This is a genomic window from Haloarcula sp. H-GB4 (assembly GCF_030848575.1).
Classification (GTDB): Archaea; Halobacteriota; Halobacteria; order Halobacteriales; family Haloarculaceae; genus Haloarcula.
This window is the reverse complement of record NZ_JAVDDX010000007.1, coordinates 1-18,594: the sequence shown is the minus strand read 5'-3', so window position 1 is coordinate 18,594 and position 18,594 is coordinate 1. Positions and strand designations below refer to the sequence as shown.

Here is an 18,594-nt window from a genome sequence, read left to right as displayed (position 1 = left end):
GCACCTTTTTGAGGTTTCCGACAGTTTTGCCCTCAAAGAGAGCAAAGATGGCTATGAGACTTAGCGTCAGTAATCAGAAAGGCGGCGCAGGAAAGACGACGACAGCGCTCAATGTGGCCGGTGCATTGAACGAGCTGGGCAGTGAGGTACTGCTAATCGACTTTGACCCACAGGGGCATGCGACGGAGGGCTTAGGCTTCGAGGACCTGTACGATGATCCAGAGCAAGACTCGCTTTTTGAGGTGCTCCCCGACCTCGACCGGATGGACGATCTTGAGGATCTGATTGTCGAACACCAAGAGATGGACTGTGTCCCATCCCACGTGCGGATGATCAACGCTGAAGACGAACTGTCGAACGTGATGCGCCGGGAGGAGCGCCTCAATATGCTTCTTGATAGTGCCGACGACGAATATGACTTCATCATCGTCGACTGTCCACCGAACCTCGGCGTTCTGACCGACAACGCGATTGTGGCGACAGGTCATGTCTTGATCCCGGCGCAAGCGAAGTCGACGTCCATCCGTGCCATAGAGCTCCTGTTCCAGCAGCTGCGAAGCATGGAGCAGGCGTTCGGTGACATTCACGAAGTTGGCCTCGTAGCCAACGAGGTCGGCGTCGACGGTGAGGCTGATGAGATGATGGATTGGTTCAAAGACGTCTTTGACGACAAAGAGGACTGTGAAGTCTTTGAAATAAGAAAGCGAGTTGCATTACAGCGAGCGTGGAATAACGGCGTCTCGATTTTTGAACACGAGGAGGACTGTGACATGGAAAGCGTCTATCTCGATATCGCGTATCACTTGGAGGAACAGATTGATGGCTGACAAACGCGACCGTGACCCTTTCGACCAACGGTATGACGAGGACGGTGACGACAATGACACCCAGTCAAATTCCTCAAAGATAACAAAGACATCAAAGACGTCAAAGACAGCAGAGACAGAAGAGAGTGAAAAGAGCGATGAGACGGTAGAGGGTGGCGGCGTTCGCGAGCGACGGAACGTTAACATGTACCTGCCTGACGGGCTTGTTGACGATTTGCAATTGCGCTATTCCGAGTTGAACGTCCAGTGGCGTCGTGAAAACGGCGAGGACCTTCCGAAAAACGACGAGTTCTACCCAGCCGTTATTGAGTCATCGCTACGGGATACGACAATTGAAAAAGAACTGGGCCTCGCTGATGAGTAGCCAGGATGGATAAGACCAAACGCCGAGTCTTGAACACGCTGCTCGCACAGATCAACGAGTATCAGGGCGAGCGCTATCGGCCGACTTCCGGGGCCGAACGTGTGTTCCACATCCGGTCAGGGCGGTCCTCGAAAGAGGTGACGGTCACAGCGGCGACAAACAATCCAAGTCACAACCTGAGAAACGCATAAGAATCACACAAGGGAGTCACAACAATGAACGCCTGAGATGCGTCACCCCGCAGATGTCTTTGACCCTCCCATGCCGGAGCCGAAAGCACCGGCGGAAACAGGCGTCGGTAAGAGCAGTTACGAGGGATGTTAAGATTCGGGGCCCCCTCCCCCGGGTGTTTCCGGGTAAACTCTGCATAAGCAAGGCAGGCCAGATGAATATATCGAGAGATTGCATATAAATACGAGAGAAGACTGGAAGGGGGGAAGACTCCAAAGAAGAGAAAAAGGATATAGAACCGCAATAAGCGGAGGTTTGACCGGTTGCCCTCTATACTACTCTAGGCAATAACTAGCTAGAAAGAAAAGAATATAAAACAACTTCAGAATGGAAATATCGTCAGTTCACCACAATAAGAAATTCCGTGGTAGAGAACACTTTCAATGACAATATCGTCCATAACCCCCTCTTCCTGAAGTTCACGACCCCTCCACACAGCACATACCATCTATCAGATTATGCGGAAACACCCGGGGGCGGGTGGGTTGTTTTCCACTTCTTGTATCCTATTCTTGATTCACACCCTTGAGCTGAGGAACGCGGAAACACCCGGGGGTTTGCAGAAGTACCCGTAACGGGCGTAGTAAACGAACCAATCGATACAACCGAACACCTAGTCTTATGTGTTCGGGGTGAAAGAACCACCGTATGTCACGGACATTTGAACGCGGTTCTCCGATATTTGAGGATGAGCGTCCACTCACTGATGATTGGGACCCAGAAGAACTGCCTGAACGTGATGAAGAATTAGGCCAGATCCACAATGCGCTCGCACCTGCAATTCGCAACACCGGTGTCGGTCCACACAATATGTTTCTCTTCGGGAAAACCGGACAAGGGAAGACAGCAGGTGTCGAATTCAAACTTGACGATCTCGTCGCAGCTGCCGACGAGGCGGGATTAAATATTACGACGGTTCAGTACAATTGCGCTGGTGACTCGTCCTCTTACCATGTGCTGATCAACCTCGTTGAGCGCCTCACTGGCGACAATCTAAACGGGCACCCGATAAGTAAGATTACTGACGAGTTCTTTGATGCTGTGACGGACATCGGTGGAACAGTTATCATTGTGCTGGACGAGATTGACAATATCGGGACGTCGGACGAAATCTTGTACTCGATTCCTCGTGCCAAGTCCAACGGCAATATCCCCGACGATATGCACCTGAGCGTCATCGGAATCTCGAATAATTTTAAATTCCGCGACAACCTGTCCCCGAAAGTCAAAGACACCCTGTTCGACGAAGAGATACACTTCGCTCCGTATGACGCGAATCAACTGAGGTCTATCTTGGAGCGGCGTGCCGATCAGGCATTCAAAGAAAGCGTCTTAGAGGATGAGGTAATTCCACTCTGTGCCGCGCACGCAGCCCAGGACAAGGGGTCAGCGAGACAGGCCCTTCGCTACCTGTATAAAGCCGGTGAACTGGCGTCGAACACTGGGAGTAATATGGTCACTGAGCAGCATGTGCGGACGGCTCAAGACCGCATCGACAGGAAGAACATCGAAAAGGGGATTCGTGAGATGACGGTACAGGACCAACTCACACTGACAGCTGTCGTCGCACTAGAAGTAGAGGGACAGACGCCAGCGAAGACAACCGAACTGTACGCTCGATATAAGGATATTGCTACAGAGATCGACGCAGACATTCGAACCCAACGGAGCGTTCGCGACCACCTTCTTGAACTCGATTTGATGGGCGTCATCACCGCGACAAAAAAACAGACTGGTAATCGTGGCGGCCCCCACTACGTCTTTGATCTGGCCTCCGACCTTGGAATGACGCTCGATATCCTCTCCGAAGACTCTCGAATCGGTGATGCTATCGAGCTTGTCACGGCGAATCGGTCGATTCAGGAATATACCGACTGACCTGTTATGCGGAAACACCCGGGGGCCGTTTGAAGTCAGAGCCCGCGATATCAGTGGTAGGCGGAGTATTGAGTACAGGTGCTTCCACGGGTCAATTACTAAATGGCCCCGGCCGGTGACGAACCAGACCATCCAGCCCTCGCATACATTGACCACGAGGAACTCCCCGCGCCGGCTGCTATTCTCCCACAGGACATCGAACATCTGAAATTCGCGCTAAAAGATTGAGTCGAATAGCGGGGTTGCACTGCCACGCAAAGGACGTTAGTGTATTGACGAATACTAGCAGTGCCTTTCTCACCGAGTATGGGTATCGCTGGGAAATTGAAGTGGCTACGGGTCGATTAACAGTTGTTGCAAATACGATTCCTTTATCCAATATATGGGGTGAAATATAGTAGATTAAATTCCATTCTTAGAATGGAATAATAGTGTTGCCAATTTATGTTCAGAAACCTGATATGGGGGACGACTCACTTCCTCTATGGTGTAAACATTGGCTCAGATGATGATTATAGTTCACTAGTTCTATACTGGTGGTTCCCAATTTCTAACTAATGAGTGAATCAGAGGTGGCAGCAAAATCACGACAAAAGGCGGGAGCTTCACGCGGGGATCTGTTTCAGGATATCATTGGGGGTATTTGTATTCTAACCGTTCTATTTGGTGATTCAGAGAGTGTAAAAATCGAAGCGGCTTACGACGATGATGATCGATTTGATGACGTCGTCTTAGAAACCGGTAGTGAGACCATCTGTATTCAAGTAAAACACAGCCCAGACTATAGACTGTTACAGATTGATTTAAATGATCGATCAGGACGACTCAATGTTGAGAAGATGGTCAAATCAGCTCAAGCCAGGCAAGAAGGAGATGCAGGTTCTCGGTTCATTGTATTAACATCGTATAATGAACCACGTCCATCTGAGATACAACTATCGGACAAAACAGAGACCTTATCGCTATTCGGCGATTTTGAGTTCAATACTCGAACTATCCAAGGTAGCGCAGGTACTGTTTCTGAAAACTCAGAGATTGAGTTCATATTCGATGTCCCCTACTTAGGCCAAGGGATTGGAGTCGATACAGAATACAAGCTGTCGAAGACAAAAGTTTTTCAGGAGATTCTTCAGAGTGTTCAGCCAATTTTCGGTGAAAAAGAAAATCCGCGAATCGGAAGCGCCGAAACCCTTGTAAAGCGAGCAATTAGTCTTGCGCAGAGAGTACGGGAAGACCCAGGTGACGAGCTCACTCGTCCGGCTATTGCAGATCGCCTTGAGGTATCCCCGTCTGCGGAAGAGATACCCCAAAACTTCCCAGTCGATGAGGATTGCATCATCCCTAGCTGGGTTCATAATTTACAAGGTACTCTCGTCAGTCCCGGTGACCGCAGACTCATAGAGGGTGACCCGGGAAGCGGGAAATCAACTGGGATTGAGTTACTCTCTGATGGTGTTACTGAACAAGAAAATGTTCAGACTATTCGGTATTATCTCCATGATCCTACAGACACACCAGAACAGAAAAGAGATAGAATTGATCCGAATTGGTTTCGTAATCAGTTAGCAGCAGAACTTCAGAGAAAATTTCCGGAAGCCTTCTCACCGGACGAATATCCAATCTGGACTGGCACAGAGAAGTTACAGGAGCATATAGATACAGTTGCTAAATGGGCTGATGAACACCATCAACAGGGCTTAATAATAATCGACGGACTTGATCATGCGTTACCCCATTCAGAGGGGATGAACTCCTTTGATGACATAAAAGGGACTGTTATTGAAGAGATTGGAAATCTAACCTTCCCCGATCCACTTGGTCTTCTGATGGTCGGGCGAGAACTGTCATCTGACGGCCGTGACGTGCTAAAAATTGATGATCGTCAGGTGGTTCCATATTGGACAAAAAATGAAGTTGGAACATACTATGAGCAGAACGGCATTGACATAGAATCCGAACTTCTTTCTTCCGTGTACGATGTCTCAGAAGGTCTTCCAGTGATACTGTCTCACCTCCTTAGAACAGCGGAAGAAGAGGGAGATCGAAAAGAAGGGCTTCGCAATGCCGTCGCTGATGCTCCTGAGGTTCACGGTAAGTTAGAAGAGTACTACGAGGAGTTGTGGGATCCAACAACACCCCGTTCTCGGGACGTTCTATCTCTCATTGCGGTCAGTCAAACGGCATTAGAATCTGAACATGTCCACCGGATACTTGATTTACCTTGGCTTCAGAATCAAACGAGATTAGACAGCGGCGTGCTTGCACACACACTTGAAGAAACGAAACCAGACCGCTATCGGATATTCCACGCCAGTTTCCGTGAATTTGTTGAGGGGGCGTTGTCAGATGATGAGCGCAAAAGTATCCATCAGAGTTTTTGCGATTACTATCTAGATCAATTTGAAAAAGCGCCTGATTATCCAACGAGGTTGAGATATCACGCACAAAGAGGCCCAGGACTCCAAGTTCTTCAGGGTCTTGCCACTCAAGATAACGTTCTGGAGTGGTGGCGTCAAGGAGTACATATTGATGAGATCATAGACGCACTAGAGCTTGCCTTTGATGGAGCAGTAGAGGAAGCCGACTATTTTTCTTTACTTGATAGCATAATGTTGGGAACAACGGCTAATGAAATGCTATCTATATACGCTGATGAGCGATTGGAATATTTCTTAGCAATCAGAGATGAAGAAAGGGCGATCAAATATCTTAATCGGATACGTAAGAACGCCCCAGGGAGCGGGTCAGTCCTTGAAGCAATGCAATCAGTATCTCAGGTCTGGGAGGACAAACTAGAGCCCGAATGGCTAATGGAATGGATTGAAGAGCAGGAGGGGGAGGAACACTCCTTCGACTGGAATCCTGAGGCCTATTTTGAAACCGCAGCAAGATTGCTTGACTCGGATGATTTCTGGATTCACGCTAGAGAGATTGTTACTGAAGGAGCAGAAGAACACTTCACATATCAAGTATTCCGGGGTATTAGAGAAAATCTACACCATCTGAAAAACCGACCGTCGCCACCAGAGTGGCTATTTGATAATCCAGAAAAGACATTAGAAGCAGCTGAAACTATTGGACATCATCTCCCCAACCAATGGCAAACTCGGTTCATAGACGAAGTCAAATCTTATGATGATCTCTCCCCTGTAGCGCTTCATACAATCTTGGTGTGTGGGGCACCCGAACACAGAGTCGAAGCTGGTTTGGAGAATATATCTTTCGGTGAGCCTCGAAATCAGAATGAATCGTATCCGCGATTTACTGACGCCTACTATGTTGGCGCGATTCTAGCGGATATGGGTAGAACACCCGAAGCCGTCCGAGACGCTATTACTGAACTTGCTGATGAGCAACCTCGGATTAGGGAGTTGGTGGCGGTCATCGGGGCAGCTACTACACGAAGGTCCATCGAAATGACAAGGAGATGGGCGGATGCTGCTCTAGAGATACTCACAGAAATTCTTGACAACCATGAGTTAGCAGATCCTGAACCCCAGAACCTTGAGAGAAGCGAGTATCAGTCCATACTGCAAGATACCATCTATGAATTCAATGAGGTAGTTGAATACGGATCGGAGGATCTGCTCAATAGAGTATTTTCTTTAGCCGACTCAGAAGCCTACGATAGTTTCTTATTGAATAATTTTGCTAGAGATATTCTTCGCGCAAGAGATGAGGTATTTGACAATGAAGAATTGCCTGATGTTTGGGAAGAAGAGTTCAGGAATATAATGACAGCACCTCCTGAAGGGGAACCTCCGACACGGGAGTTGATGGATCTAGCCCTCCGTGCTGCTGAATCAGATCATACGAAACTTGCTGAAAAATACTATCGAAAGGCAGTGGAGCGTAGCTTTCGGTATGGATATCACAAAGATCGGTTCTTAGGCGATGTTTGGGATGGGCTTGAAGTTATTGTAGAAGATTGGGAATCTCATCTGGGAACTAGCATTCAGCTAAGCAATTGGGCTGTTCTGCTACATTCGCTCACAGATGGTGATGAAACAGGCCATCTTGAGTACGAATTTTTATCTACACTTCTGGAAGAGGACGTTATTGATTACAGTGATGTTGCGTCTACTGTCACAGATAGAGGAACAGCACGGAGGATTTGGCGGTGGCGGCTTAGAAACCCAAACGGCATAACCAAATCTGAGTTGCACGAGCTAATTTATATCCAAGAGAAATGGATAGAATCATCTGGATATTCTAATCAGTACGTGCAATATTTCGCTAACGCTGCACAGATAGCTGTTCAGCGGAATTGGCATGACGAAGCAAAATATGCCCTATGGAGTATGAACAAAGGTGATTTTGTGAGGGACGGTGTTGATGAGAGTCAAGCAACCGAAATCCAGCGTCTGGCTGATGAATACGGGGTTGAGATTCCGGAAGATATCGTCGCTGATGATGATGGCTCAGAAGGGTACGACAGTAGCCCAGATGAAAAGCCGGCTTCACTCAGCAAGGAGATACATCAAATTCTTCTGAAACATTCATATGATGACCCAGTTACAAAGCACGAATTCGAAGATCAGCCAACAGATGATATAATTAATGCTGGCCGAGCTATTGTTAATAACTTGGGCTATCGACCCACAGCGGCAGTACCTATCGCAGAAACGCTTGTAGATCGAGGAGAACAAGAAATAGCGATCTCATTACTGAAGGAGACAATTGCAGAGAAACGATTGCTGTCGTGGCATTCCTACGGCCGCGGGCGACTCGAAGAGCTAGGACGTGTACTCTTAGAGTTGCAGGGCGATGAGGCGCTTCAAACGGTTCTTAGTGCTTGGCAGGAAAGCTTCCTTGATACGAAAACCAATCAGTGTATTTTCCCTCAGTTGGTGTGGGTGGTAAAGGAAACGGAGGGGAAGGTCGCTGCTGAGGAATTAGTCTCATATTCTGTACGATGGCTCAGCCGTCTCTTTAGCCCGCATGAAGATTATGTTCAGCAATGGGGGAACCTTTCATCCCCAGACATAGTATAACGGGGTGAAGAACATGCCTGACCAAGATGCAAGTAATGACGACTCTGTGGCAAATATATTAGGGAGTGGCGTTTTTCTGGGGCCGTGATGGTGGAAGGAGGGCCGCCGTGATCTCCGTGAACGCGAGGAGAAGGTGCTGGAGCAACGTGAGGTGTACAAGCTCCAGACGGTGGACCACGGGCAGTTGGTCGCCTACGAGGGCGACCGCCCGGTGGAGACCGCGAAGAGCGGCATCCTCCGGGTCGGCAGTTACTCGAAGTACGGCTTCGGAGAGCTACGAGTGAAGCCCGTCGAATCCCGCTCGAATCAGTGTCAGAACTCAGAGAAAAAGACGAAGGTCACCGGGTGAGATAACTCATGTGTGACGGGAGAATCGGCACGAAAAATCACGTCGCAGACTGAATAAAGAAATCGTATTTGCAACAACTGTTAAGCGGTTCATGGCCGCGACGACGTCGAAAGATTTCGGGTTGCGGTTCTTTTATTTCGCGTTTGCCTGTCTCCTGTACTCGATCTGGCGAGCAGTGGATCTTGTGCAGGTGGAGTTGACCGGAGAGTACGAACATTCACCGATGGTGACGGCAGATAACACGCTAACGTTGTTGAAGAAGGAAACTGGAATCGGATAGAGAGGGGCTCAATCAGGGGATAACGCGGTTTCTGAGTGGCTACACTATAGAAAATCTTCGGAATCTGGCAATATAGTCAGCCGTACAACATGAACAAGTGATTGAGAGCCAATCTGGAGCGGCTTCCGCTCGACGATTCGTCCAAATACACGCATTACAGCCCCGCTAAACCCGCTGTAGTCTCAACTTCCACTTGAGCGAGAATGATATAGCTACATAGAATTTATCAGACACAGAAAGCCCGAATATTCAGATACAGAGTGCCTGAAACGGTGATATTCTGGTTTTGAGTTTAGGTTTGTATTAGTATAATAAGCACCACCAATTTTACCCGGACCGCCGCTGTATGGGAAGCATGGATCGGCTTCCGCCTGAGTACGACGCTACTCCCGGGGATGACGCCCTCGAAACAGCCATCGAGAAACGGCTGGTCGATATCGACTCCGGACGGTACCGAACAAACGTCGCCAGCGTGCTGCGGAAATTTGCGGCATGGAGTCGGGACCAGCATGGTATCACCAGCCCCGAGGACATTGACGATGATCTCTGCCGGCAGTACGCTCGTGATCTAGCCCGAGCCGACGATCGTGACGATATCTCGCCGGAAACAGCACGGCGGTACTTCGCGTATGTCCGCTCGTTTCTCACTTGGGCCGTCTACGAGGGGCTGATACCGACGAACCCAGCCAAGACTAACCACGCCGAGGGGCCGCTTCCGACCGACGAGACTGAAACTGACCAACAGTACTGGACGACACGCGACCGCGAAGCCATTTGCGCGACTGCCACTGCCCGTGTCGACAATGCCGGCGAGAGCGACGACGTCGACCGGACGGCGGCCTATCGTGACCAAGCGCTCGTCTTCCTGCTCGCCTACTCCGGAGCCCGCAGCGCGGAACTCGTCGCCGTCTCCGATGATGAAGAGCGTAACGGCCTGCGGTGGCGGCACGTCAACCTCGATGCTGGCACGATGCAGGTATTCGGAAAGAATCGAACCCGCGAGTCTGCGCCGATCCTCGACGACGCGCTTCGCCCACTCCGGCGCTGGAAACAGCTTCGAGAGCCCGACGAGAATGAAGCCGTGTTTCCGCGGCTGGACAACGCTGCGAAGGCTCTAGACCCGACACCGTCAATCACAACGCAGTCAGCCCGCGATATCCTCGCCAAGCTCTGCGAGTGGTCCGACTATGAGTTCGAAGAGCCACTAAAGCCACACGGCGCTCGTCGTGGCCTCGGGCGAGAAATCTATCGCGAAAACCCACAGCTGGCACAGGACGTACTGCGGCACAAGTCTATCGAGACAACACACGAGGGCTACGCTCAAGAAGCGGCGAAACGCACCCGTGACGAAGCGAACGATATCATCGGCAGTGAATGAAAACAGAGAATCCTACTCGTCGGCTTCCTAGTTGTCTTCTTCGGGTTGAACATCCCGAAGCCGGCCACCGATCTCCTGCTCGTGCTCTTCTAAGAGCGTGTAGAACTCTGCAATCGTCTCCTCGGCAGTTTCACCCTTCGCCTTGATCGTCACAGCGTCTTCGTCTCGTGTTCCGGTTCCTCGTTTCAGCCGAGCCTCCATACTACAGCCGATGTCTGTTCGTTCTACCTTCTCAACTGAGTCTGGAGCCGTGTCTTGATCTTCGTCTGTTTCGTTTGACATGGTTCTTTTCAGGACGCTCTCACTGGAACGCCCCTCACCCGACTGGGGGACACAAAACAGCCGCTAATCGCTGCTCTTGAACGCATCCAGACCGGCCTGCTCGCTCGGAACAGACGCCGTAACTGGAGGTGTTCGACCTTCCGAGCCCGTGTCTGTCTGTTGCTCTGGACTGGGGTCGTTGCTGTCCTCGACCGTGTTCTCGAAGGCGTCGGTCACCCACTCACGAAGTTCAGAGATTTCCTCGTCGTCTAGCTCGCGAATGCTGCCGCCCAACGCAGAGTACGAGGTTTGCCACGCTTGCTGAAACTCGACAGTCAGTGAGTCGCCCTGGATAACGTAAGCATCGAGATTCAGGAAACAGCAGTTCAGAGCTGTCATTCGGGCACACAGCGGGTCCTTATCCTGCCCGAAAAGTAGCGCGTCTGGCTGCTTTCGACCGGCAACCAGTAGCATCCGACCGCTCCCACAGGCCGGGTCAAGAACCGTCTGCCGGTCGTCGGTATCACTCTCGTCTGCAATGCCGGCGATTTCAGCCATCATCTCGCAGACCGTATGCGGCGTGAAGTGCTGGCCGAAGGCATCGCTCGACATCCCGTATTCCTCGTAAACAGCACCCAGAACGTCCGCATCGGTGGATGCCATTCGTTCTTGCAACTGACCGAAGGCTTTCGAGAAGAGGTCGACTGACCGTTGCCCCTCGGGATGGTCCATATCGCCGCGCTCGCGGTAGTCGTCGACGATCTCCAGATATGGGTCGTCCCGGCGCTGCAGCGCAAACAGCATGAGGTTGACCCAGTCTTGGAAGACCGTGTGGGCGCTGTGCCCTCGTTGACGGATCTGCTCAAGCGTTTCAACAATCTCGTCGACGTCGATCTGTGGCGAAGCCATGCTCTCTCAGCCCAGAGAGAGTCACAAAATCTGGCCTGCCGACAGTCGTGAATCTGGTCAGTTGTAGTACTTATTCTTCCAGTCACGCCGGGCTTGAATCTCTCGACGCCCACGATTGGTGATACGGTAGGCATTCGTCCGCTGATCCTTCTTCCCTTTCTCGACGAGACCTTTGTCGATGAGCGTATCCAGATTTGGATAAAGTCGGCCGTAATGAACCGTCTTCTCGTAGTACTCTTCCATTTCGTCTTTGATCGCGACACCAGCCGGTTTGGATTTCCCAGCGACTACGAACAATAAGTCTCGTTGGAATCCTGTCAGGTCATGCATATTCGCGGTTACAATATTATATACATGAGCATATTGGTATGAAATCGCCGTTTTCAATCCACGCTATACAGGTTTTCGGCCAAGCGTCGGTAGCAGTCTTGACTGGAGTCTGGAACCGGATCGACCTCTTCTCTGTCCTTCGCGATGACACTGGCGAACTGCTTGGGCGGCTTCCAACTGTCGTCTGTTTCCCGGGCATCCAGCTCTTTCATCAGCGCGTGTTCACCGTCAGCGGTGACGTACAGCACACGAAGCCCCGGCTTCTCGCTCAGTGGTCCTCTGAGTAACTTCCCCGTTCGTGTATTGACCAACCACTCAAGCCGGAGCCCTGCCCGGCACTGGATCGCGTACAGTTGCACCTCGTCTTCTTCGGGAGGTTCTGTGCGACCCTTGTCGGCCCACGATTGGGGCAACGACCGGTTGTCAGACTCGTCTTTCCAGCGCCATTTTAGCTTTTTCTGACCGCGATTACCACGTCGGTATTTACTGCTCATTATTGGATTCTCTCAGCCACTAGAGAAACACAAAATTCGCTTCCTATTGTCTCTAAGACAACTTTTTTGCTGTTTGAGAATCTAATGGTTAGTACGAGGACTCATCATGAAAACAGCCGAGTCCCCCACCACGACTAGCGAGTGTTCGCCCCCAGACCAATGGATATCCCGCCAGCCCAGCGGGACCCGCCATCTTGATTTCCGGCAGATTCGTGACGACCGGTCAGCAACGTGGAACGCTGCGCTCGATGCCGATGTCGATGTAACGGAGGGCGGTCGTCCGGACCTGTTCCTTGTCTCCGTCGACGACGACTGTCCGGTTAATTGCTCTCTGGCCGAGCATCCCAACGGGACCCACGCCGGCTGGTGCAGCTGCGAAGTCTTCCAGGCGACGACCGTCTGCCCGCATCTCTGTGTTCTTCGTCAGTACGCTGCCCTCGGCGATCTCTGCCTGCCGATGCGAGACCAGACCTGAAGCACAGCTCAATCGTCGCCCATCGAGACACCGGCCAGTGGTCGAACGTCGATGCGCCCAGTCCGATCGTGGTCAAGACACTGGCACAGTCGCTTTCGGACTGTCGCTCGCGAACACGGTTCCACAGCAACACCTAATCGTGGATCATCCCGAATCTGAACATACTCCGCGTCGACGTCCAGTTCCGTGTGCTTGACCCGACACCAGATTGTCTTCTCCCCTTCCTGCCCTATGTCGGTCACATATCGAGCAGCCAGCGCTTCGTGGTGAAGCTCGACGAGAACTCGTTCGACAAACGATACGACCTTCGTTGGCGACCGCAGCGCTGGGACCGACCCAAGAGCAGTCTCGGAGTCGTGCTGTGCCGCCGATTCGGGAGTATCAGTTACAGACATACGTTCTCTCTCAGGACGCGCTTTCTGCCCGCCCTGCACCCCATCGGGGCACACAAAACAGCCCGTCACGACGCTTCAGTCAACGATGTGTTCCTCGATCTGCTGGAACCACTGGCGGATCGTCTCTGGGTGCACATCCAGCGGCTCGCTTATCGTCGCTTGCGTGAGCCGGATGTCTAACTCCTGACCGGCGAGATACAGAGCACCGGCTGCAACCCCATCCGGTCGTCCGTTGACCTCGGCGGACTCGGTCGCCTGCTCTGCCAGTTCGAGTGCCCGCTGTCGAACCTCCGGCGCAACATCAAGCGGGAGATCCGAGCAAATCCGTGCCACCCAGTCCACCGGGAGCGATACTGGAATCGGAAGTTCGAGTTCCACGAGGAACGTCCGGTAGCAGTTCCAGGCGTGCGACGCAGAACATCGAGCAACGTCAGCGACCGTCTCCATCGTCACGAGCCCGTTGCATCGGCAGGCAGCGTAAACAGCGGCCGCTGCACCGCCTTCAATCGACCGTCCGATTAGCAGGTCTGCATCCTGTGCCTCCCGGAAGAATGTGGATGCCTGCTCTTTCACCGACCGACTCTCAGACAACGCACTCGCAATGCGTCGGACTTCACCGAGCCCGTGGGCAAGGTTCCGGTCGCGCTTGCTGGTGTACTTCGACCGCCCATGGAGCCGACGCTGGCGAGCAAGCCGTCGACGCCGTCTCGAAGGGATGTCTGCACTATCGACGCTCCCAATGTTCGTCGACAGGCCCCGGTCGTGGCGAGTGGCTGTTCGGGGCGCACCCGTCCGCTTCTGTTTCTCTCGATTGTACGTTCGCCACTCCGGCCCATGGTCGATCTGGTCTGCTTCGGTTACCAGGCCACAGTTCTCACAGTGCGTTTCCCGCCCGCTGCTATCGAGCGTGCCGCCACATTTGGGACAGCCCTGTGCAGCTGCAAACAGCTCTGTCTGGACAGTTTGTGAAGACATTGAGAAGATACCTCTCACCCGACTGGAGGCTCAGAAAACACGCTGCGGCGCCCGGTCAGGCGTCGGGCAGTTTTCCATCCGGGCGGGGGACTCGCTTGGCTTCGATCTCGATCTCGACCCGGCGACGGTGCTTACATCGCTCTGCCTCATCAGGACAAGAGCACGTCTCCTCAAGCACGTCAACCTCGTACCGACTATCCGATGCTGAGTGGACCTCGTAGCGACCGGGCTTTGCGAGAAAGGAGACATCCATATCTTCCCGTTTCGCTCGCTTCGTACGCGGTTCATCGTCGGAGGTAACGGCCAATGGGTCTTCTTTGGGGTCTGTGACGCCGCCGTCGTTGAACCGCACCTGCATGACTCCACCGTCAGCGACCGCTTTTCGAGGTTCGCCGTCGACGTGCAAGCCGAACTGGTCGTCGAGAGCGTCGTCGTCCACCCACTGTGGGATGGGTCGCTCGCCGGTCGCGAAGGCGACTCGTTTCTCGTGCTTGCACTCCTTTCCGGGATTGTACTGCTTCCACGGGCACTCGCAACTCCCTGTTCGAGCGTCGACAAGGTACTCTGAACCAGAGCCAGAGTTGACCAAGAAGAGGTCGTCGGCGTTTCGTGCCCGATCAATCGAGTCCATCACGGTCATCACTTCGGTCAGCGCTCGAACAGTACGGCTGTTCGGGCTGGCCTCTGCAATCTCACTCTCGTCGGTGCTGGCGGCGTCGCTACTGGATTCTGTGGTAGCCATGAATGACAGGCGGAACGCCCTCTGTGGGACGCCCCTCAACCCACGGGGGCGCAAAAATTACGCGACAGTCTGCCCCTCGTAGGCGTACTAAGGAATCATGAACGTGGAGTCATTCCGAGTGGTGGGGCGCTCAAGAGCAGCATATTTATTATTTTGCTGATGATCACAAGCGATGAAAACTCCTGTATCTGCGACCCACGTCACGGACTTCTTAAATGGGTCGACTGACGTACTCATATTCGCTCGTCAGTCCGCCACTAGTAATGATTGATTGCGAATGTTTCAGATATCCACAAAATATGGAACAACGACTTCATAACGCGGCGATGCGGTTCAAAAATCCCTGACGTTTACGACACAGAGGCGGTCACTGAGAAGTGATTCTGCGTTTCTCAACCTGTGTAATAATAGTCGTCATCGGATTTCTGCTCTCTATCCAGCTGACTTCCTGGTTTATTGACCCGTGGTCTACCAGTTCGATTATCCCGCCGGAACGTGATTCCAACAGAGGACAAGAACGTATTCATTCCTTTTCGCATCGACTGAGGTGGCATTGCATGACCCTGTTCGCCTGGGATCCCGTCAAAGACAGTTAGTCGGTCAGCTACTCGGTCTATTACAAACAGATCGTGGTCAACAACGAGTACTGGTTGGTCTATGCGCTCACTGAGTTGCCGGATATGATCAGCAATAGCCACCCGTCTGTCAACGTCTAAGAAGGCAGACGGTTCATCAAGAAGATAGACATCTGCATCACGCGCGAAACAGAGAGCAATCCCAACACGCTGTAATTCCCCGCCAGAGAGCGAGTTTAGAGACTTATCATAGAGTTCTTCTAAATCGAATGGGTCACGTATCCGAGTTTGGAAGGACTGTGAATAAATATCTGTGACCTCCATGAAACGTTCTCGAACAGATTCTGCCGTGTTCGGTGTGATATATTGTGGCTTATATGAGACTGTCGTGGCGTCCGGAATCGTCCCTTCATCAGGACTGAGACTGCCTGAAAGGAGTTTCACGAATGTAGTTTTTCCAAGAGCGTTTTCTCCGAGGATTCCAATTGATTCACCGTACCGAATCTCGCCTGGTTCAACAGAGAGTGAAAATTCGTCGAAATGTTTCTTAAGATTTGGATATTCAAGTAGTGCTTCATTAGATTGATTTCGCCGCTCGTTTGCAGATGGGAAATCAATTGAATTCCGCCGAATCTGGACGTTCTCATCCTTCAACCGTCCGTCCAAAAATTGGTTGACACCTGTCCGGACAGGGAGCCGTTGAGAAACAACCCCAAACCCACCCGGTTTGCCATAGAGAACATGGATTGCATCAGAAAGCAAATCCAGCATTGCCAAGTCGTGTTCAACGACGACAGCCGCTGAGTCCGTTTCTCTGACGTGGTCACGGATTGTGTTAGCTACCGTGAGGCGCTGTTTGATATCCAAGAACGACGAAGGCTCATCAATAAGATAGAGATCCGCATCACTCAGCAGTGTGAACGCAATCGAAACGCGTTGCCGTTCCCCTCCAGAGAGGTCGGCGATCGGCCGGTCCAGAATCGATTCTAACTGGAAGTCTTCGATAAACCGACCAGCATCATTTGGCTGGTTGGATAGCCGTTCACGGACGGTTTCATCGTCGGATTCAGATACAGTTTCCACACGCTGTTCTTTGTACGCAGCCGTCACAGACCCGTCTCGAAGTCGCTCGAGATGTTGTTGGAGTGTTGTCCCACGGAACCGCTCAATTGTTTGATCCCAGTCTATCTCCTCATTTGGATGTCCTAGGTTCGGCTTAAGTTGCCCAGATAAGCAACGGAGTGCAGTACTTTTTCCGATTCCATTGCGCCCAAGTAATCCAATGACGGACCCGTCTTCTGGAGCAGGAAGATTGTATAGTCGAAATCCATTGTTGCCATATTGATTGACTAGCTGTCCCGTCTCAGATGGAAGTGGGACGATCTGAATCGAATCGTTTGGGATCTTTTTTTCGATTAATCCGTGTTCCTTCATCACCAGTGCATCGTCAATATGAAGCTCATCGTCAGCAGTGATATGGAATCCTTCATGACCAGATTGGTTCAATGGATCATATTTGATAGCAATGTCCCGGACCTCGTCCGTTACCTCTTTTTGATCGATGATTGCGACGTATTCGTCGTCCTGTGAATCAGATGGTGGTGTCATCAATGGTTGTCCTGTGATTTGCACGCTGGCCGGTATCTCTACACAAAGACTCCTGCAACCTCGCCTCACAGCGGAGGTATTCGGAAATAAACTCCCGAAGAGGGAGTATGTAACGATGACGGTGAGGCACACTGTTTACTGAGAAAACGTTGCAGCCAGCACTGTGGCTAAAGAACCTGCCTTCTCACCGCCCGGTCAGAGCTCGGTCGCCTGCATCTGCTTGTGGGCGTCAGGATTGACCACCGGAATAACGCCTTCAATCTCTTCCTTGCCGTACTCTTCACGAATCAGATCGTGGATATCGTTCGCGAGGGCAACAGCCTCGTCTTGCTTGGTGGCACTCGCTTCGTTCTCCGGGAAATCAGCTGGCCCGACACCCTCGACAACGATGAACAGGTGGTCGTCACTCATTGTCGACCTCCTCGACGAGTAGCGTCGTTTCGGGCAATGGATCACGGGAGGTTGACAGGTTCTCAGAAGTCTCCAACGTTTCCTCGACCAACTCGACCAGTGCCTCCGAGGCATCGCCAAAGTGGACGATGGCGTCGGGATCGGGGTAACTGTCGTATTTCTGTGCAGTTGTCTCGTCTGTCTTGTTCTTACTCATAATCGGTATGTAGAGCGCCCTCAGTGGGACGCCCCTCACCCCACTGGGCACAGAAATTGCCCGATGGCGCGCTCTTCGGATGCCGGTTCATCGCGACGGACCTTGCCTGCCTCTATAAGCGGGACCGCCGGACCGGCCTGCCGGTCCAAGGTGGAGCGTGTTCCCCGAGCGCTTGCGCTCGGGAACCGTGAGCGTGAGAGGAAGCGAAAGAGAGGCTGGTACGACTCTTCGATTAAGTCGCGATGACGTTCCCATCTTCGTCGATGGTGTACCTGAGTGGGTACACATTACCGTCGACATGCCGGGCCTTCTTCGGGAGCGTCTCGTTCAACCACTCTTCACGGTCGGCGTCGGTTTGGATGTCCTCGTTCGGAGAATGGACGCTGAACAGGTCCATGCTGACCCAGCGATTGACCGTCTGCTCGCCGGACGGGGAGTACACCTTCACCTGCTCCTTCTCAGCGTCAACACCGACGACAGCGACTGCAGACGTTCCCTCAGCCGTTTTCAGTCCATCGCCGATATCCACGGCCTCGGGGTCGATGTCGAGGCTGTCGCATTGCTGTGCAGTTGTCTCGTCTGTCTTGTTCTTACTCATAATCGGTCGGCGGAGCGCCCTCAGTGGGACGCCCCTCACCCCACTGGGGTACAGAAATCACATGGCGGCTTGTCACTCGGCATCCGATTCATCGCGACGGACTTCGCGTGCCCGCAGTCGAAGCCGAGACTGGACTGGCGTCCGGCTCTCGTGCTGGTTCTCGTAGGCGAGATATTGCTGGATCGTTTCGATTGAGTGCATACAGTTGATGCCGGCGACGATTGGCTGGAGGTGGTCGGCGTCCAGCAACCGCTCTGGAGGGAGTTTATCCAGAATTGGGTCGCTCATGTGTCTTCCTCCCGGAAGTCATCAAGTGTCGTCCTT

At 52.2% G+C, this 18,594-nt stretch carries 20 protein-coding genes and 2 pseudogenes; 10 read left to right on the top strand and 12 right to left on the bottom strand.

Annotated elements, in window-relative coordinates; translation table 11 throughout:
- Positions 1-53 precede the first annotated feature (53 nt).
- The 9 genes and pseudogenes from RBH20_RS20915 (at position 54) to RBH20_RS20875 (ending at position 10,301) form a co-directional block, all read left to right on the top strand.
- Positions 54-827 carry a ParA family protein gene (locus RBH20_RS20915; protein WP_373567992.1) on the top strand — a complete coding sequence of 258 codons (774 nt, stop codon included), beginning with the start codon at positions 54-56 and terminating at the stop codon, positions 825-827.
- Positions 820-1,191 (top strand): hypothetical protein, encoded by a 372-nt coding sequence (locus tag RBH20_RS20910; protein WP_306712325.1) that lies wholly within the window; start codon positions 820-822, stop codon positions 1,189-1,191. The genes RBH20_RS20915 and RBH20_RS20910 overlap by 8 nt, the downstream gene beginning before the upstream one ends.
- Positions 1,192-1,196: 5 nt before the next feature.
- Positions 1,197-1,382: a hypothetical protein gene (locus RBH20_RS20905; RefSeq protein ID WP_306712323.1), complete on the top strand. Its 186-nt coding sequence runs from the start codon at positions 1,197-1,199 to the stop codon at positions 1,380-1,382.
- A gap of 688 nt (positions 1,383-2,070) precedes the next feature.
- Positions 2,071-3,300: a Cdc6/Cdc18 family protein gene (locus RBH20_RS20900; protein WP_188853866.1), complete on the top strand. Its 1,230-nt coding sequence runs from the start codon at positions 2,071-2,073 to the stop codon at positions 3,298-3,300.
- Between the two features lie 102 nt (positions 3,301-3,402).
- Complete coding sequence (locus RBH20_RS20895; RefSeq protein ID WP_306712321.1) at positions 3,403-3,528, top strand: hypothetical protein; 126 nt, start codon at positions 3,403-3,405, stop codon at positions 3,526-3,528.
- 329 nt (positions 3,529-3,857) lie between these two features.
- The gene (locus RBH20_RS20890; RefSeq protein WP_306712319.1) at positions 3,858-8,294 is read left to right on the top strand and encodes a hypothetical protein; all 4,437 of its coding nucleotides are present in this window, start codon (positions 3,858-3,860) and stop codon (positions 8,292-8,294) included.
- A gap of 88 nt (positions 8,295-8,382) precedes the next feature.
- Positions 8,383-8,643 (top strand): annotated as a pseudogene (locus RBH20_RS20885) (hypothetical protein); the annotation flags it as partial.
- 76 nt (positions 8,644-8,719) lie between these two features.
- A pseudogene (locus tag RBH20_RS20880) lies at positions 8,720-8,923 on the top strand (transposase); the annotation flags it as partial.
- 355 nt (positions 8,924-9,278) lie between these two features.
- A complete protein-coding gene (locus RBH20_RS20875) occupies positions 9,279-10,301 on the top strand; it encodes a site-specific integrase (RefSeq protein ID WP_306712315.1) in 1,023 nt (340 codons plus the stop codon).
- Between the two features lie 27 nt (positions 10,302-10,328).
- Here RBH20_RS20875 and RBH20_RS20870 read toward each other — a convergent pair whose 3' ends face one another.
- The 4 genes from RBH20_RS20870 to RBH20_RS20855 all read right to left on the bottom strand — a co-directional run bounded on the left by RBH20_RS20870 (position 10,329) and on the right by RBH20_RS20855 (position 12,295).
- Positions 10,329-10,583: a hypothetical protein gene (locus RBH20_RS20870; protein WP_306712313.1), complete on the bottom strand. Its 255-nt coding sequence runs from the start codon at positions 10,581-10,583 to the stop codon at positions 10,329-10,331.
- Between the two features lie 63 nt (positions 10,584-10,646).
- A complete protein-coding gene (locus tag RBH20_RS20865) occupies positions 10,647-11,471 on the bottom strand; it encodes an N-6 DNA methylase (RefSeq protein ID WP_306712311.1) in 825 nt (274 codons plus the stop codon).
- Between the two features lie 57 nt (positions 11,472-11,528).
- A complete protein-coding gene (locus RBH20_RS20860) occupies positions 11,529-11,801 on the bottom strand; it encodes a helix-turn-helix transcriptional regulator (protein WP_188853918.1) in 273 nt (90 codons plus the stop codon).
- A 53-nt stretch (positions 11,802-11,854) separates the two neighbouring features.
- On the bottom strand, positions 11,855-12,295 hold the full coding sequence (locus RBH20_RS20855; protein WP_306712308.1) for a hypothetical protein: 441 nt from the start codon (positions 12,293-12,295) through the stop codon (positions 11,855-11,857).
- Between the two features lie 106 nt (positions 12,296-12,401).
- On the opposite strand from RBH20_RS20855, the gene RBH20_RS20850 reads away from it, so the two are divergent.
- Positions 12,402-12,770, top strand: a complete 369-nt coding sequence (locus tag RBH20_RS20850) for a hypothetical protein (protein WP_306712306.1) — start codon at positions 12,402-12,404, stop codon at positions 12,768-12,770.
- Between the two features lie 8 nt (positions 12,771-12,778).
- Here RBH20_RS20850 and RBH20_RS20845 read toward each other — a convergent pair whose 3' ends face one another.
- The 8 genes from RBH20_RS20845 to RBH20_RS20810 form a co-directional block, all read right to left on the bottom strand.
- The gene (locus tag RBH20_RS20845; RefSeq protein WP_306712304.1) at positions 12,779-13,165 is read right to left on the bottom strand and encodes a hypothetical protein; all 387 of its coding nucleotides are present in this window, start codon (positions 13,163-13,165) and stop codon (positions 12,779-12,781) included.
- 75 nt (positions 13,166-13,240) lie between these two features.
- The gene (locus RBH20_RS20840; protein WP_306712302.1) at positions 13,241-14,140 is read right to left on the bottom strand and encodes a transcription initiation factor IIB family protein; all 900 of its coding nucleotides are present in this window, start codon (positions 14,138-14,140) and stop codon (positions 13,241-13,243) included.
- Positions 14,141-14,195: 55 nt separating this feature from the next.
- On the bottom strand, positions 14,196-14,882 hold the full coding sequence (locus RBH20_RS20835; RefSeq protein ID WP_306712300.1) for an SWIM zinc finger family protein: 687 nt from the start codon (positions 14,880-14,882) through the stop codon (positions 14,196-14,198).
- Between the two features lie 392 nt (positions 14,883-15,274).
- Positions 15,275-17,065 carry a ribosome biogenesis/translation initiation ATPase RLI gene (locus tag RBH20_RS20830; RefSeq protein ID WP_306712299.1) on the bottom strand — a complete coding sequence of 597 codons (1,791 nt, stop codon included), beginning with the start codon at positions 17,063-17,065 and terminating at the stop codon, positions 15,275-15,277.
- Positions 17,066-17,260: 195 nt separating this feature from the next.
- Positions 17,261-17,476 carry a hypothetical protein gene (locus RBH20_RS20825; RefSeq protein WP_306712297.1) on the bottom strand — a complete coding sequence of 72 codons (216 nt, stop codon included), beginning with the start codon at positions 17,474-17,476 and terminating at the stop codon, positions 17,261-17,263.
- Positions 17,469-17,672 carry a hypothetical protein gene (locus tag RBH20_RS20820; protein WP_306712295.1) on the bottom strand — a complete coding sequence of 68 codons (204 nt, stop codon included), beginning with the start codon at positions 17,670-17,672 and terminating at the stop codon, positions 17,469-17,471. The genes RBH20_RS20825 and RBH20_RS20820 overlap by 8 nt, the downstream gene beginning before the upstream one ends.
- Positions 17,673-17,904: 232 nt before the next feature.
- Positions 17,905-18,270 (bottom strand): hypothetical protein, encoded by a 366-nt coding sequence (locus tag RBH20_RS20815; protein WP_306712293.1) that lies wholly within the window; start codon positions 18,268-18,270, stop codon positions 17,905-17,907.
- A gap of 72 nt (positions 18,271-18,342) precedes the next feature.
- Positions 18,343-18,558: a hypothetical protein gene (locus tag RBH20_RS20810; protein WP_005533859.1), complete on the bottom strand. Its 216-nt coding sequence runs from the start codon at positions 18,556-18,558 to the stop codon at positions 18,343-18,345.
- Positions 18,559-18,594: the final 36 nt, after the last annotated feature.

Bases quoted from the DNA above. Each gene is read 5' to 3' on its own strand.
- RBH20_RS20915 (WP_373567992.1), top strand. From the start codon at position 54: ATGAGACTTAGCGTCAGTAATCAGAAAGGCGGCGCAGGAAAGACGACG.
- RBH20_RS20910 (WP_306712325.1), top strand. From the start codon at position 820: ATGGCTGACAAACGCGACCGTGACCCTTTCGACCAACGGTATGACGAG.
- RBH20_RS20905 (WP_306712323.1), top strand. From the start codon at position 1,197: ATGGATAAGACCAAACGCCGAGTCTTGAACACGCTGCTCGCACAGATC.
- RBH20_RS20900 (WP_188853866.1), top strand. From the start codon at position 2,071: ATGTCACGGACATTTGAACGCGGTTCTCCGATATTTGAGGATGAGCGT.
- RBH20_RS20895 (WP_306712321.1), top strand. From the start codon at position 3,403: ATGGCCCCGGCCGGTGACGAACCAGACCATCCAGCCCTCGCATACATT.
- RBH20_RS20890 (WP_306712319.1), top strand. From the start codon at position 3,858: ATGAGTGAATCAGAGGTGGCAGCAAAATCACGACAAAAGGCGGGAGCT.
- RBH20_RS20875 (WP_306712315.1), top strand. From the start codon at position 9,279: ATGGATCGGCTTCCGCCTGAGTACGACGCTACTCCCGGGGATGACGCC.
- RBH20_RS20870 (WP_306712313.1), bottom strand. From the start codon at position 10,583: ATGTCAAACGAAACAGACGAAGATCAAGACACGGCTCCAGACTCAGTT.
- RBH20_RS20865 (WP_306712311.1), bottom strand. From the start codon at position 11,471: ATGGCTTCGCCACAGATCGACGTCGACGAGATTGTTGAAACGCTTGAG.
- RBH20_RS20860 (WP_188853918.1), bottom strand. From the start codon at position 11,801: ATGCATGACCTGACAGGATTCCAACGAGACTTATTGTTCGTAGTCGCT.
- RBH20_RS20855 (WP_306712308.1), bottom strand. From the start codon at position 12,295: ATGAGCAGTAAATACCGACGTGGTAATCGCGGTCAGAAAAAGCTAAAA.
- RBH20_RS20850 (WP_306712306.1), top strand. From the start codon at position 12,402: ATGAAAACAGCCGAGTCCCCCACCACGACTAGCGAGTGTTCGCCCCCA.
- RBH20_RS20845 (WP_306712304.1), bottom strand. From the start codon at position 13,165: ATGTCTGTAACTGATACTCCCGAATCGGCGGCACAGCACGACTCCGAG.
- RBH20_RS20840 (WP_306712302.1), bottom strand. From the start codon at position 14,140: ATGTCTTCACAAACTGTCCAGACAGAGCTGTTTGCAGCTGCACAGGGC.
- RBH20_RS20835 (WP_306712300.1), bottom strand. From the start codon at position 14,882: ATGGCTACCACAGAATCCAGTAGCGACGCCGCCAGCACCGACGAGAGT.
- RBH20_RS20830 (WP_306712299.1), bottom strand. From the start codon at position 17,065: ATGACACCACCATCTGATTCACAGGACGACGAATACGTCGCAATCATC.
- RBH20_RS20825 (WP_306712297.1), bottom strand. From the start codon at position 17,476: ATGAGTGACGACCACCTGTTCATCGTTGTCGAGGGTGTCGGGCCAGCT.
- RBH20_RS20820 (WP_306712295.1), bottom strand. From the start codon at position 17,672: ATGAGTAAGAACAAGACAGACGAGACAACTGCACAGAAATACGACAGT.
- RBH20_RS20815 (WP_306712293.1), bottom strand. From the start codon at position 18,270: ATGAGTAAGAACAAGACAGACGAGACAACTGCACAGCAATGCGACAGC.
- RBH20_RS20810 (WP_005533859.1), bottom strand. From the start codon at position 18,558: ATGAGCGACCCAATTCTGGATAAACTCCCTCCAGAGCGGTTGCTGGAC.